General features: G+C 72.3%; 12 protein-coding genes. 6 read left to right on the top strand and 6 right to left on the bottom strand.

Annotated features, from left to right (window positions below; translation table 11 throughout):
- The first annotated feature begins 2 nt into the window (after positions 1–2).
- Together BOQ63_RS12915 and BOQ63_RS12910 are read left to right on the top strand one after the other, a co-directional pair.
- Positions 3–629 carry a carboxymuconolactone decarboxylase family protein gene (locus BOQ63_RS12915; RefSeq protein ID WP_499504051.1) on the top strand — a complete coding sequence of 209 codons (627 nt, stop codon included), beginning with the start codon at positions 3–5 and terminating at the stop codon, positions 627–629.
- The gene (locus BOQ63_RS12910) at positions 626–1,585 is read left to right on the top strand and encodes a phosphotriesterase family protein (protein WP_072654274.1); all 960 of its coding nucleotides are present in this window, start codon (positions 626–628) and stop codon (positions 1,583–1,585) included. The genes BOQ63_RS12915 and BOQ63_RS12910 overlap by 4 nt, the downstream gene beginning before the upstream one ends.
- Before the next feature lie 162 nt (positions 1,586–1,747).
- Here the strand turns inward: BOQ63_RS12910 and BOQ63_RS12905 are convergent, their stop codons facing one another.
- A complete protein-coding gene (locus BOQ63_RS12905; protein ID WP_030283003.1) occupies positions 1,748–2,512 on the bottom strand; it encodes an SDR family NAD(P)-dependent oxidoreductase in 765 nt (254 codons plus the stop codon).
- A 137-nt stretch (positions 2,513–2,649) separates the two neighbouring features.
- Between BOQ63_RS12905 and BOQ63_RS12900 the strand changes: the two genes are divergently transcribed.
- Entirely contained in the window at positions 2,650–3,261 is a 612-nt protein-coding gene (locus BOQ63_RS12900) for a TetR family transcriptional regulator (RefSeq protein ID WP_078656801.1), read from the top strand.
- A gap of 137 nt (positions 3,262–3,398) precedes the next feature.
- Positions 3,399–4,550, top strand: coding sequence for an alpha/beta hydrolase (locus tag BOQ63_RS12895; RefSeq protein ID WP_030282999.1), 1,152 nt, complete (start codon positions 3,399–3,401; stop codon positions 4,548–4,550).
- 64 nt (positions 4,551–4,614) lie between these two features.
- On the opposite strand, the gene BOQ63_RS12890 is transcribed toward BOQ63_RS12895, so the two are convergent.
- The 3 genes from BOQ63_RS12890 to BOQ63_RS12880 all read right to left on the bottom strand — a co-directional run bounded on the left by BOQ63_RS12890 (position 4,615) and on the right by BOQ63_RS12880 (position 7,050).
- Complete coding sequence (locus BOQ63_RS12890; protein WP_046386777.1) at positions 4,615–4,944, bottom strand: MoaF-related domain-containing protein; 330 nt, start codon at positions 4,942–4,944, stop codon at positions 4,615–4,617.
- Positions 4,945–5,482: 538 nt separating this feature from the next.
- Positions 5,483–6,067 (bottom strand): hypothetical protein, encoded by a 585-nt coding sequence (locus BOQ63_RS12885; RefSeq protein ID WP_191898841.1) that lies wholly within the window; start codon positions 6,065–6,067, stop codon positions 5,483–5,485.
- A 185-nt stretch (positions 6,068–6,252) separates the two neighbouring features.
- The gene (locus tag BOQ63_RS12880; protein WP_063736401.1) at positions 6,253–7,050 is read right to left on the bottom strand and encodes an IclR family transcriptional regulator; all 798 of its coding nucleotides are present in this window, start codon (positions 7,048–7,050) and stop codon (positions 6,253–6,255) included.
- Positions 7,051–7,251: 201 nt separating this feature from the next.
- Here BOQ63_RS12880 and aceB point away from each other — a divergent pair, with 201 nt between their 5' ends.
- Entirely contained in the window at positions 7,252–8,904 is a 1,653-nt protein-coding gene (aceB, locus tag BOQ63_RS12875; protein ID WP_030282990.1) for a malate synthase A, read from the top strand.
- 145 nt (positions 8,905–9,049) lie between these two features.
- Positions 9,050–9,451, top strand: a complete 402-nt coding sequence (locus BOQ63_RS12870; RefSeq protein ID WP_030282988.1) for an allophanate hydrolase-related protein — start codon at positions 9,050–9,052, stop codon at positions 9,449–9,451.
- 294 nt (positions 9,452–9,745) lie between these two features.
- Here BOQ63_RS12870 and BOQ63_RS12865 read toward each other — a convergent pair whose 3' ends face one another.
- Together BOQ63_RS12865 and BOQ63_RS12860 are read right to left on the bottom strand one after the other, a co-directional pair.
- Entirely contained in the window at positions 9,746–11,131 is a 1,386-nt protein-coding gene (locus tag BOQ63_RS12865; protein ID WP_030282986.1) for an 8-oxoguanine deaminase, read from the bottom strand.
- A gap of 70 nt (positions 11,132–11,201) precedes the next feature.
- On the bottom strand, positions 11,202–12,695 hold the full coding sequence (locus tag BOQ63_RS12860) for a nucleobase:cation symporter-2 family protein (protein WP_499504045.1): 1,494 nt from the start codon (positions 12,693–12,695) through the stop codon (positions 11,202–11,204).
- Positions 12,696–12,772: the final 77 nt, after the last annotated feature.

Genomic DNA, 12,772 nt, shown 5'->3' with positions numbered 1-12,772 from the left:
CCGTGACCTCCGCAACCGTGACCCCCGATCCCACGACCCCCGATCCCACGACCCCCGATCCCACGACCCCTGAGACCACGACCCCTGAGACCACGCCCCCTGAGACCACGCCCCCCGAGCCGATGACCCCCGCCGACCTCACGCCCGCACCGCTCGACCGCGAAGCCGGGTACGCCCTGCTCGCCGAGCTCGCCGGCCCGGTCGCCGTCGCCACCCTCGGCGGCCTGGACGGACTCGCTCCCGGCTTCGCCGACTGGATCGTCACCAGCCTGTTCGGTGGCACCTACCAGCGCCCCGGTCTGGCCCTGCGCGACCGCCAGATCGCCAACCTCGCCGCCCTCGCCGCCCTCGGCGGCGTCGAGCCGCAGCTCGCCGACCACGTCCGCAACAGCCTGCGGATCGGCATGACGCGGGAGGAGATCACAGAGGTGATCGTCCATCTCGCCCCGTACGTCGGCGTCCCCAAGGCCCTGGCCGGCCTGCGGGTCGCCGCCTCCACCTTCACGGCGGCCGAGGCCCCGACGACCAAGGCCCCCGCCGCCGGCACTCCCGAGTCCGACACCCCAGCGCCCGACACCTCGGCGTCCGTCACATCGGCGTCCGCCACCCCGGCGGAGGCCCGCGCATGACCGCCGCCCCGGCCGCCCCGACCGTCCGGACCGTCCTGGGCGACATCGACCCCGCCCAGCTGGGCGTCACCGACTCCCACGACCACCTGTTCATCCGCAGCCCCCGCTTCCCCGGCCAGGAGCTGGACGACCCGGCAGCCGCCGAGGACGTGCTGCGTGCCTACGCCACCGTCGGCGGCCGCACCCTCGTCCAGTGGACGCCGTGGGGCATGGGCCGTGGTGCGGACGCCCTCGCCGAGCTGTCCCGCACGACCGGCGTCCACATCGTCGCCGCCACCGGTGCGCACCAGACCGCCCACTACGCCCCGGGCCGCTTCCCCGGCCCGGACCTCCCGATCCCCGACCTCCAGGCCCCGTACGCAGACCTCGCCGAACGCTTCGTCACCGAGCTCACCGCCGGGCTCCCCGGCGCCCCCGAGGGCGTGCGACCCGGCCTGATCAAGATCGCCGACGACGCCGGCCCGCTCACCGCGCACACCCGCCGGACGATGGCCGCCGCGGCCGAGGCCCACCACGCCACCGGCGCCCCGATCGCCGTGCACCTTGAACCCGACGGTGACCCGCACGGCGTCCTGCGCAGCCTCCACGGACGGCACGGGGTCCGCCCCGACCGGATCGTCCTCGGCCACCTCACCCGTTTCACCGACCGGTCGCTGCACCGCAGTCTCGCCGCCGAGGGCGTCTTCCTCGCCCTGGACAGCCCCTCCCGGATCGGTCACCCCGCCGACCTCCAGGCCTTCGACGTGATCGCCGACCTGGTCGAGGCGGGCCTCGCCGACCGGCTGCTGCTCGGCGCCGACACCACCACCCGTACGGCCCGTGAGCTCGGCGGCCCCGCCCGGCTGCTCACCGACCTCGCCCCGCGGCTGTCCCGCACCTTCGGGCCCGAGCTGCCCGACCGACTGCTGCTCGCCAACCCGGCGTCGGCCTTCGCCGTTGACTGGTGCACCCCGTGAACGCCCGGCGGGGGAGCGGCTGACCCCCGCCGGTCGCACGCGGTCACCTAGCACGGCCACCTGCGGCCGGGACGAGGGCCGCAGGTGGCCGGAGAAACCCGCGGGGCCTGTGCCGTACAGGGGACGGCGTAGGCCCCGCGCCCGACCGGGCCGGCGGACGGGTCACATGTGGGTGCCGCCGTCGATGCGGAGTTCGGTGCCGGTGACGAAGGCGCCGTCGTCGGAGGCCAGCATGGCGATCACGCCGGCGACCGTCTCGGGGCCCGCGAAGCCCTGGCCGAGGGCGGGGGAGAGCTTGGCGAGCAGGCTGAAGTCGGCGTCGGCGGGCAGGCCCGGGTTGTTGGTCATGCCGCTGTCGATGCTGCCCGGCGCGACGCAGACCGCGCGCAGGCCCTGCTTCGAGTACTCCGAGGCGATCGCGTGGGTGAAGGACTGGATGCCGCCCTTGGTCGCGGCGTACGCGGCCATGTAGGGGTGGGCGAAGGCCGCGGAGGTGGAGCTGAAGTTGACCACCACGCCCCGGCCGGTCGCGAGCAGTGCGGGGAGGGCCTCGCGGGTCATCAGGAAGGTGCCGGTCAGGTTGACCGCCAGGAGCTCGTTCCAGAACTCCAGGGTGGTCTCGTGGGTGTGCGAGGAGCGCAGGATGCCGGCCGCGTTGACCAGGACATCCAGGCCGCCCAGCGCCGCGACCGCCTCGGCCATGCCCGTGACGACGGCGGCCTCGTCCGCGATGTCGAGCACCTGGACGGTCAGGCGGTCGGCGGTGCCGTCGGCGGTCGCGCGGTCCAGGGTCCTCTTCAGGCCGTCCTCGTTGACGTCGACGGCGACGACCGTCCCGCCCTCGGCGAGGATCCGGTGGACGGTCGCCTGGCCGATGCCAGAGCCGCCGCCGGTGATCAGGACGTTCCGTCCGCTGAAGCGCTCCATGGTGGTACTCCTTCGTTCGCGGTCTCTCGACCTCGAGAGGCACAATACGCCTGAATGGCACGTCGTGCCAAAAAGTCCTGTCGTGCCTCCTCGGCGTGCGGAGCCATGGCGGCACGGAACTGCGTACGCTGGCCCTCGTGACCGGACGCCCCACCCTGACCCAGCGCCGCCGTGACGCCACCCGGCTGGACATCGCCCGCACCGCCGCCGCGCTCTTCGCCGAGCAGGGCGCCGAGGCGACCACCGCCGAGGAGATCGCCGCCGCCGCGGGCATCTCGCTGCGCACCTTCTACCGCTACTTCTCGGTCAAGGAGGACGCCGTCGCCCCGCTGCTCGCGGCGGGCGGACAGCGCTGGGTGGACCTCCTGGCCGCGAGCCCGACGGACCTCCCGCTGCGCGAGGCGCTGGAACGCTCGGCGGTCGAGTCGCTGACCCCGGCCGACGACGAGGCCGTCGAGGCCATGCACTGGACCCGCAGCCTGCTGCGCGACCCGCGGCTGGACGGCACCTGGCAGCGCGTCCACGCCGGATCGGAGGAGCGGCTGCGGTCCGTGCTGGCCGCCCGCTGCCCGGACGGCGCCGATCCGCTGGAGATCCGGCTGGCCGCCGCCGCGGCCACGACGGCGATCCGGGTCGCCCTGGAGCAGTGGGCCGGCTCCGACGCCCCGGTCGCCGGCCCGGGTTCCCCGCGGGACCTCGGCGCCCGCTGCATGCGCGAGCTCACGGCGGGGCTGCGACTCCTCACCTGACCCCCAGCCGCCGGTCAGCTGTCTCACAGCTCCCGCTAGGGTTGGTCCTCGCGCCCCCGTGGGGGAACCGGGGTGACCTCCTCGGATGTCCCTGAGCGGAGGGGACGCGGAGTTCGAGGCGTGGGAGCAACTGGGACATGGGTCTGACGAGCCACAAGGTGCTGGCGCTGGCCGTGCTGATGGCGGTCGTGATGATGGTCGGCACGGTCTGGCTCTGGCCCAGACTCGCCAAGAAGAGCTGGCAGGCGGTGCTCGGCCGAATTGGCACGCTGCTCGCCACCCAGGTCGCCGTGCTCGCCGCACTCGGCCTGGTGGCCAACAACTACTTCGCGTTCTACAGCAGTTGGGACGACCTGCTGGGCACCGGCAGCACCGGCCCGGTGGTGATCCACAACAAGGCGGACGCCTCCGGGCGCCTGATGGTGGAGACCATCGGCCAGGCCTCGGTCAAGGGCGGCGGCGCGATGGGCCGCGAGCCCAGCCAGTCCGGGGAGATCCGCAAGGTCCGGATCGACGGCCGGGAGAGCAGGCTGTCGACCGAGGGGTACGTCTACCTGCCGCCCCAGTACTTCCAGCCGGAGTACGCGCAGAAGCAGTTCCCGGCCGTGATCGTCAGCACCGGATTCCCAGGAATCGCCGAGAACCTGATCACCCGTTTCAACTACCCGGGTGCCGCCCTCAAGCTGCTGCAGGAGGGCCGGATGCAGCCGACCGTCATGGTCCTGATGCGTCCCTCGCCCGCACTGCCGCAGGACACCGAGTGCGAGGACATCCCGGGCGGAGCCCAGTCCGACACGTACTTCACCAAGGACGTCCCCTCGGCGATCGAGGCGAGCTACCGGGTCTCGGCCGACCCGCGGGCCTGGGCCTACATGGGCAACTCGACCGGCGGCTACTGCGCCGTCAAGTTGGCCATGCGCCACCCGGACGTCTTCCCGACCGCCGTCTCGCTGTCCGGGTACTACGAGGCCGCCGACGACCCGACCACCGGTGACCTCTTCGGCGGCAGCAAGCAGCGCCGCAACGAGGCCAACCTGATGTGGCGGCTGAAGAACCTGCCGCAGCCGAACATCTCGCTCCTGCTGGCCGGCACCAAGAAGGGCGACGGCAACTACAAGCAGGACACCGAGGCGTTCATCGACGCGGTGCACAGCCCGATGAAGGTCTCGTACAGCATGCTCGAGAACGGCGGCCACAACTTCGAGACCTGGAGCGCACTGCTGCCCTCCTCGCTGGAGTGGCTGTCCCAGCACCTCAAGGTGCCGGACCAGCCGGGCCGGACCGTCTGACGAGAGCGCACCGAACCCCGGGGACCGGCCACGGCCCCCCGGGTTCAGTGCGTCGCCACGCGGCTCAGGCCACCCGCTCCAGGGTCCCGGTGTGCAGTTGGCCGACCCGGCCGCCCTCGCCCTCGAAGGTCCAGAAGGCCCGCACGGTCAGCGCGTTGAGGTCCATCACGTGGCTGACGGTGATCCCGCTCTGCTCCGTCCAGCTGACGAAGTAGATCCCCGGAGCGATCTCGGCGACGTGCAGCCGCACGTCCTCCCACTGGCCCGCCGACTCGCCGAGGCCCTCCCAGCGCAGCCGTGCGCCGTCGGCCGAGTAGGTGTTGCGGAAGGCCGCGCCGTTGTCGACCCGGAAGACGTAGGTACGGCCGGCGAAGGCGGGCAGGGACGCGGTCATGGTGGGGCGGAACCTCTTCTCGGGAGCGTGGGACGGGCCGTACGGACCGGGCACACCGGGACTCGGCGCACTTGTGCACCGCGGAAAATGCCAGGGTTCCAATTTATCCGACCGGGCGGACTCGGGCGGCCCGCGCCACGGTGCGGTCCGCCACCGTCGCGCCGCTCACGCTGCGCGACCGGCCCCTGGGCCGGCGCCGGGACTGATCAATTCGGCGGCCACCCAGGGTCGTTGATCGACACCACTGTGACCTGCGCGACAACCGGCCCGATCGAGTTGTCCGTCCACGCGCGGACTGCCCAGCCTGCAACGGGTCGTCCGCCCCCGCGGACCCCGTCGCCGGGATGCCGAGTCCTGTCCACCCGCCGGCGGGCAGCCGAGCACGACAGCGGACGGGAGCGGGGGAATCAGGTCAGTGCCCGGCCCGTGCGCGCCGGCGTGCGGGCCGCGGCCAGGGGTGAAGCCGCTCCACAGCGTGCGCGTCCACCGCTGACCGCCCGGGGCGTGTCCGACACGCCCGCCCGCAGACCAGCCGCTCTCAGGAACCGGCAGCCGTCTCGACCACGTTCAGGTCGAACGGCTGCCGGTTGTTGCTCCTGTCCCGGTCGTCCGGGCTGCGCACCTCGACCGACCCGCCGGTCAGCATGCCCAGCCGCACGTCGAGGCCGACCCGCACCGGTACGAGCGCGGTCGCGCTGCGCCCCTGCTTCAGCCCGGCCCCGAAGACGCAGCGCACCTCGTGCCCGCCCCGCAGCACCGCACAGTCGGCGGGGAAGTACGGCCCCTGCGGGGTCACGCCGTCGGGCAGGGTGACGATCACGGTGAACGGCGAGGCCGTGGTGTCCGGGCCGCGGTTCGCGACGAAGGCACGGACGGTGGTCGTGCCGCCGGGCGGAGCGGCGTCCGGGTCCTCCCGGACCACCTCCAGGTCGGAGTCGGACCGCACGGCCGCCGGGCCCACCACCGGAATCCGCGGCTCCGGCCGGGGCGCGGTACGTGGGGCCGCCCAGGACGGCCCGGCGGCCAGCAGCGCGACCGCGCAACCCGCCGCCGTCGCCGCCGTGAACGCCGTCCCGCCGGATTCGACCCGAAGCCGCCTGCGCCTGCCCTGCCCGCCTGCCACCACCGCTCACCGCTCCCTCGTCCTCCGGCCGCCCGCTCCGTCGCGGGCCGCGTCCGCACCAGGCTGGTGGCACCGGGGCGCCGGACCCGGCGCAACCCGCCCACCGGTCCGTCGAACGGAGGACACTGCGGACGGCCGGCATCCAGGCCACACCCTCCCGCCGCAGCATGAGGATTGACGTGGCGTCAGGGAGCGAGGACCTGTCCCAGTCGGGTCGCGATCTGGTGCATCACCGGCACCAGCGAGGACGCCCCCGCCTGCTCCTCCAGTGCCCGGATCCGGGCCTCCGGGCCGGATACCGACAGGGCGGTGGGCGTCGGCGCGCCCGGTACCGCGAGCGCGATGCAGCGGACGCCGATCTCCTGCTCCTGGTCGTCGACCACGTACCCGCGCTCGCGCGCCTCGGCGAGCTGGTCCATCAGCTCCTGCGGGTCGGTCACGGTGTACTCGGTGTGCGCGGGCAGCGAGTTGGGGCCCAGGATCGCGCGCGCCTCGTCCTCCGGGAGCTGGGCGAGCAGCGCCTTGCCGACGCCGGTGCAGTGCGGCTGCACCCGCCGTCCGACCTCGGTGAACATCCGCATCGAGCGCCGGGACTGCACCTGCCCGACGTACACCACCTCGCCGCCCTCCAGCACCGCCAGGTTGGCGGTCTCGCCGGTGGCCTCCATGAGCTCGGCCAGGTACGGCCGGGCCCAGCTGCCGAGCAGGCGGCCGGCCGTCTCCCCGAGGCGGATCAGCCGGGGGCCGAGGGTGTAGCGGCGTGCGGTGTCCTGGCGGACATAGCCCTGCTGGACGAGGGTACGAACCAGTCGGTGGATGGTCGGCATCGGGAGGCCGGAACTGCTGGAGAGCTCGCTGAGGGTGGCCACCCCGCCGGAGTCGGCCAGTGCCTCCAGGAGTTGGAAGGCGCGCTCGACGGACTGCACGCCGCCGCTCGCGCGGTCGGCGCCTGTCGTCGATGCTGTGTCGGGGGTCGCAACCACCGGCGTTCCCTTCGCTGTCGGGGAGGAGTAGAGTCCCGGCGACCTCTTCAACAAACCGTTGAAATTCTGTATCGCGGAAACTAGTCTCCACCTTACAGAATCGAACTCGCCGACAGGCGGGTATCGATCGAGGAAGTTCCCGAGGAAGTTCCCACCGGAACTCCCTCTGCCAGGCTCAACCGTCTTAGGAGTGTCCTGCTCATGGCTGCAGATCAGGGGCCCGTCGGCGCCTCCCCCGCCGCTCCGGTCGTCACTGTCGCCGGACCGCGCGTCCACCGGGCGGAGGAGGTGCTCACTCCGGAGGCGGTCGCCTTCGTCGTCGGCCTCCATCGCGCCTTCGAGGGACGCCGGCAGGAGCTCCTGGCCAGGCGGAAGGCCCGACGCGCCGAGATCGCCCGTACGGGCACGCTGGACTTCCTCCCCGAGACCGCCGACGTCCGGGCCGGGGACTGGAAGGTCGCCGAGGCGCCGCGCGCGCTCCAGGACCGCCGGGTCGAGATCACCGGCCCCACCGACCGCAAGATGGTCATCAACGCGCTCAATTCCGGGGCCAGGGTCTGGCTCGCCGACTTCGAGGACGCCACCTCCCCGACCTGGGAGAACGTGGTCAGCGGTCAGGTCAACCTGATCGACGCCTTCGAGGGCCGGATCGACTTCACCAGCTCGGCCGGCAAGGCCTACACCCTCAAGCCCGCCGCCGAACTCGCCACCGTCGTGGTCCGCCCGCGCGGCTGGCACCTGGACGAGAACCACCTGCTCGTCGACGGCGTCCCGGTCGCCGGCGCGTTCGTCGACTTCGGCCTGTACTTCTTCCACAACGCGGCCCGGCTGCTCGCCAAGGGTGCCGAGGACCCGAACTCCGGCCCGTACTTCTACCTGCCGAAGACCGAGAGCCACCTCGAAGCCCGGCTCTGGAACGACGTCTTCACCCACGCCCAGGCCGAACTCGGCATCCCGCACGGCACCGTCCGGGCCACCGTGCTGATCGAGACCATCACCGCCGCCTTCGAGATGGACGAGATCCTCCACGAGCTGCGCGACCACGCGGCCGGCCTCAACGCCGGACGCTGGGACTACCTGTTCTCGATCGTCAAGAACTTCCGCGACGCCGGCGAGCACTACATCCTGCCGGACCGCAACAGCGTCACCATGGCCTCGCCGTTCATGGCCGCCTACACCCGGCTGCTGGTGCAGACCTGCCACAAGCGCGGCGCCCACGCGATCGGCGGCATGGCCGCGTTCATCCCCAGCCGCAAGGACCCGGAGGTCAACGCGGCCGCGCTGGAGAAGGTCAAGGCGGACAAGGACCGCGAGGCCGGAAACGGCTTCGACGGCTCCTGGGTCGCCCACCCGGACCTCGTCCCGGTCGCCCGGGCCTCCTTCGACGCGGTGCTCGGCGAGCGGCCCAACCAGAAGGACAACCCGGGGCCGGCCGAGCCCGTCACCGCCGCCGAACTGCTCGACGTCGCGGGCGCCGGCGGCACCTGCACCCACGCCGGGCTGCACAACGCCGTCCAGGTCGGCATCCGCTACATCGAGGCCTGGCTGCGCGGGCTCGGGGCGGTCGGCATCTTCAACATGATGGAGGACGCCGCCACCGCCGAGATCTCGCGCTCGCAGATCTGGCAGTGGATCCACAACGGGGTCGTGCTGTCCGACACCGGCGAGAAGGCCACCGCCGAGCTGGTCCGCAGCCTGGTCGCCACCGAACTGGCCGAGCTCCGTGCCGAGTTGGGCGCCGAGGCCTACCAGGCCGGCCGCTGGCGCGAGGCCGCCCAGCTCTTCGAACAGGTTGCCCTGGCCGATGAGTTCGCGGACTTCCTGACCCTCCCCGCGCTTCCCCTGCTGGGCTGAGCACCAATCTATCCACCGGCGCCACCGCTGCCGCCTGCCGGGCTGTAGCAGTTCCGCCGCCCTTTGCTCCGTTCCGTACGGCGACGAATCCACCTGTCCTCTCGTCGCCGTACGGAACGGTCTTTTCCTCGCGAGGAGTTCACCGATGGCACGCATCTTCTTCAACGGCCAGGCGATGGTCGGCGGACCGTTCCACGGCAAGGTCGCCGACGCCCTGATCGGCCCCGCCCGCACCGCACCCGGGTACCGCTTCTTCTCCATCGACCACAGCGGCGGGACGGACGTCTGCCCGGGTCTGCTGGCCGACCCGGCCGTGGACAGCGCGATCGAGGGGGAGCTGTACGACATCAGCCTGGAGCGCCTGCGGGACGTCATCCTGCCCGGCGAGCCCCGGGAGCTGGAACTCGGCGTGATCAAGCTGGAGGACGGCTCCCCGTGCCTGTCCATGCTGCTGGCCCGGGGCGAGGTCGAGCGCGGCGTGCACCGCGAGATCACCCATCACGGCGGCTGGCGCGCCTACCTGGCGACGCTGGGGCGCGCGGGCTGACGGCTGGCGCCCTGATGGCCCGGCGGCCCGGCGGCCCGGCGGGGAACAGACTTCAGCGAACAGATGATGAAAGTTGTCATCCGTTCGCTGAAGTCTGTCTGCTGAAATCTGTTCGTTGAAATCTGTTGGCTGCGTGTGTCCGCCAGCGCCCGGCCGCCGACCCCGCCCGCACATGCACCGCGGCCCCGAACCCTCGCCGTGGGTTCGGGGCCGCGGTCCGTACGCCCTGCCGGGCCTACGGAGTCCGGGTGCGCACCGTCCCTGGGCGCCCCGGAGCTCTTCGGTGTCGGGCCGTCACACCGGCCGGGAAGCCAGTTCCTTGGCGGCGCGGGCGCAGGCCCGGGCGATCCGGTCCTCGTTGACGGTGGTCAGCTCGCCCTTCTCGACCACGGCGTTGCCGTTGACGAACAGCACTGCCAGCGGCGGCAGCGCGCCGAAGGTGAGGGCCGCGACCGGGTCGGCGATCGAGGAGTGCATGACGCCGTCGATCTTCCACAGCGCCAGGTCGGCCAGCTTGCCGGCCTCGATCGAGCCGATCTCGTTCTGCCGGCCCAGCACCCGGGCCCCGCCCATGGTGCCCAGCCGCAGCGCCTGACGCCCGGTCAGCGCGGTCGGGTAGCCGTGCAGCCGGTTGATCAGCAGCGCGTTGCGCAGCTCGGTGCCCAGTTCGCCCGACTCGTTGGAGGCGGTGCCGTCGACGCCGAGCCCGACCGGTACGCCGGCCTCGAGCATGTCGGGCACCCGGGCGATCCCGGCGGCCAGGCGGGCGTTGGAGGACGGGCAGTGCGCCACGCCCGTGCCGGTCTCGGCGAACTTGGCGATGTCGGAGTCGTTCATGTGGACGCAGTGCGCCATCCAGACGTCCTCGCCGAGCCAGCCCACCGACTCGAAGTAGTCGGTCGGTCCCATGCCGAACAGCTCCTTGCAGAACTGTTCCTCCTCGGCCGTCTCCGAGCCGTGGGTGTGCAGCCGGACGCCCTTGCGGCGGGCGAGTTCGGCGGACTGGCGGAGCAGGTCGGTGGAGACCGAGAACGGCGAGCAGGGCGCGATCGCCACGTGCAGCATCGAGCCGAACGAGGAGTCGTGGTAGTGGTCCACGGCGGCCTCGGAGGCGGCCAGGATGTCGTCGAGCTCCTCGACGGCGTGGTCCGGGGGGAGCCCGCCGTCCTTCTTGCTGCGGTCCATCGAGCCGCGCAGCGCGGTGAAGCGCAGACCGAGCTCCTGGACGGCCTCGATCGAGGCGCCGAGGACGTCCCCGCCGTCCTTGGGGAAGACGTAGTGGTGGTCCGAGGCGGTGGTGCAGCCGGACTTCAGCAGGGCGGCGGCCGAGCCCTGGCTGGCGGCGTGCACGAGCTTCTCGTCGATCCGGGCCCAGGTCGGGTAGAGGGCGACCAGCCAGTCGAAGAGGATGTTGTCCTGGGCGAGCCCGCGGGTGATCCACTGGTAGAAGTGGTGGTGGGTGTTGACCAGGCCCGGGGTGATCAGGTGGCCCTCGCCGTTGATGCGGCGCACCACGTTGTCCAGCCAGTTGGGGGCGGGGCCGTCCCCGACCGACTCGATCCGGTTCCCGAGGATGACGACGTGGCCGCGGGCGTACTCGGTGTCGGCGGCGTCGACGGTGGCGATCGCGACGTTCTCGATCACGATCCGCTGGTCGGCGGGTGGGGGCTGGACTGCCATGGTGTCACTCCTATGGGGGGAGGGTCGGGAGGGGCGCGCACCGCACGGTGCGCGCCCCTGCCCGGACCGGTCAGGACGGTGTCGCCGTCGGCACCGTCGCGCCGGGGGCCTGGCCGGATCTGGATTCCGGTTCCGGTCCTGACCGGCGGGCGGCCCCGACGTGGTGGAAGAGCAGGTTGAGCAGGACGGCCATCACGCAGCCGGCGGATATCCCCGAGTGCATCAGGGTCCGGACGGCCTCCGGGAAGGAGTCGTAGAAGTTCGGCACGGCGATCGGGATGATGCCGACGCCGAGCGAGACCGACACCAGGATGGTGTTGGCACTCGACTCCATGCCGGCCTCCGCGAGGGTGCGGATCCCGCTCGCCGCGACCGTGCCGAAGAGCACGATCCCGGCGCCGCCGAGGACGGGCTGCGGCACCAGGGAGACGAGCGATCCGAGCACCGGGAAGAGCCCGAGCAGGATCAGGATGCCTCCGCCGGCCGCGACCACGAAGCGGCTGCGGATCTTCGTCAGTGCCACCAGCCCGATGTTCTGGGCGAAGGCGCTGGCGGCGAAACCGTTGAAGACGGGGCTGAGCGCGGTGGCCAGTCCGTCGGCCCGCAGGCCGGCGGCGAGCGTGGGTTCGTCGGCCTCGCGCTCGACGATCTTGCCGAGGGCGAGCATGTCGGCGGTGGACTCGGTCATCGAGACCACCATGACGATGCACATCGAGACGATCGCGGCGGCGTCGAACGCGGGCGCGCCGAAGTGGAACGGGGAGGGGAGCGCGAAGACCTTCGCGTCCTGGACCGCGCCGGAGTCGGCCAGCCCCAGCGGGAAGGCGATCAGGGTGCCGAACGCCAGACCGATGAGCAGGGACAGCTGCTGCCAGAAGCCGCGCAGCAGCCGGTTGCAGAGCACCACCGCGACGAGGGTGATCGCGGCGAGGCCGATGGCCCGCATGGAGCCGTATCCGGCGGCGCCCGGCGAGCCGCCGCGCGCCCAGTTCACCGCCACCGGGAGCAGGGACACCCCGATGAGGGTGATCACGGTGCCCTGGACGACCGGGGGGAAGAACCGGATGAGCTTGCAGAAGTACGGCGCCGCGAGGAAGCACAGGGCCCCCGCGACGATCACCGCTCCGAAGATCACCGGGAGGGCGTCCTTCGGTCCGTGTTCTTCGGCAATGGCGATCATGGGCGCGACGCCCGCGAACGACACGCCGTTCACGAACGGCAGTCGCGCGCCGATCCTCCAGATGCCGAGGGTCTGGAGCAGGGTGGCCAGTCCGGCGGTGAACAGGCTGGCCGAGATGAGCAGGGCGAGGTCGGCGGCGGAGAGTCCGACGCCGGCGCCGACGATGAGCGGGGGTGCGACGACCCCCGCGTACATCGCGGCGACGTGTTGGAGCCCGGTGGAGAACAGCTTCACCGGGGGCAGCACCTCGTCCACGGGGTGGGTACCGGGGTGGGTACCGGACCCGGACGGCTTGCCGGGGAGGCGGGTTGAGTCGCCGTCCAGGCCTGGGGTTCTTGCTGGGGTGGAACCGCCGTCGTTACTGCTGGTGGTGCTGGGTGCCATGTCGAGCCCCTCTTGTGCCCGTGGCTCCCGGCGCGCCCGTGGCGCTGGAGACCCCCCGAGGGCGGGACGGCGGAGCA

This window comes from Streptomyces viridifaciens (genome assembly GCF_001888885.2).
In the GTDB taxonomy this organism is placed as follows: Bacteria; Actinomycetota; Actinomycetes; order Streptomycetales; family Streptomycetaceae; genus Kitasatospora; species Kitasatospora aureofaciens.
The sequence above is the reverse complement of the archived record's forward strand: the minus strand, read 5'-3'. Positions and strand labels throughout refer to the sequence as shown.

Coding starts and splice junctions, on each gene's coding strand:
- BOQ63_RS12865 (WP_030282986.1), bottom strand. CDS start 11,131: ATGGCAGTCCAGCCCCCACCCGCCGACCAGCGGATCGTGATCGAGAAC.
- BOQ63_RS12870 (WP_030282988.1), top strand. CDS start 9,050: ATGGCACGCATCTTCTTCAACGGCCAGGCGATGGTCGGCGGACCGTTC.
- BOQ63_RS12905 (WP_030283003.1), bottom strand. CDS start 2,512: ATGGAGCGCTTCAGCGGACGGAACGTCCTGATCACCGGCGGCGGCTCT.
- BOQ63_RS12910 (WP_072654274.1), top strand. CDS start 626: ATGACCGCCGCCCCGGCCGCCCCGACCGTCCGGACCGTCCTGGGCGAC.
- BOQ63_RS12890 (WP_046386777.1), bottom strand. CDS start 4,944: ATGACCGCGTCCCTGCCCGCCTTCGCCGGCCGTACCTACGTCTTCCGG.
- BOQ63_RS12895 (WP_030282999.1), top strand. CDS start 3,399: ATGGGTCTGACGAGCCACAAGGTGCTGGCGCTGGCCGTGCTGATGGCG.
- BOQ63_RS12860 (WP_499504045.1), bottom strand. CDS start 12,695: ATGGCACCCAGCACCACCAGCAGTAACGACGGCGGTTCCACCCCAGCA.
- aceB (WP_030282990.1), top strand. CDS start 7,252: ATGGCTGCAGATCAGGGGCCCGTCGGCGCCTCCCCCGCCGCTCCGGTC.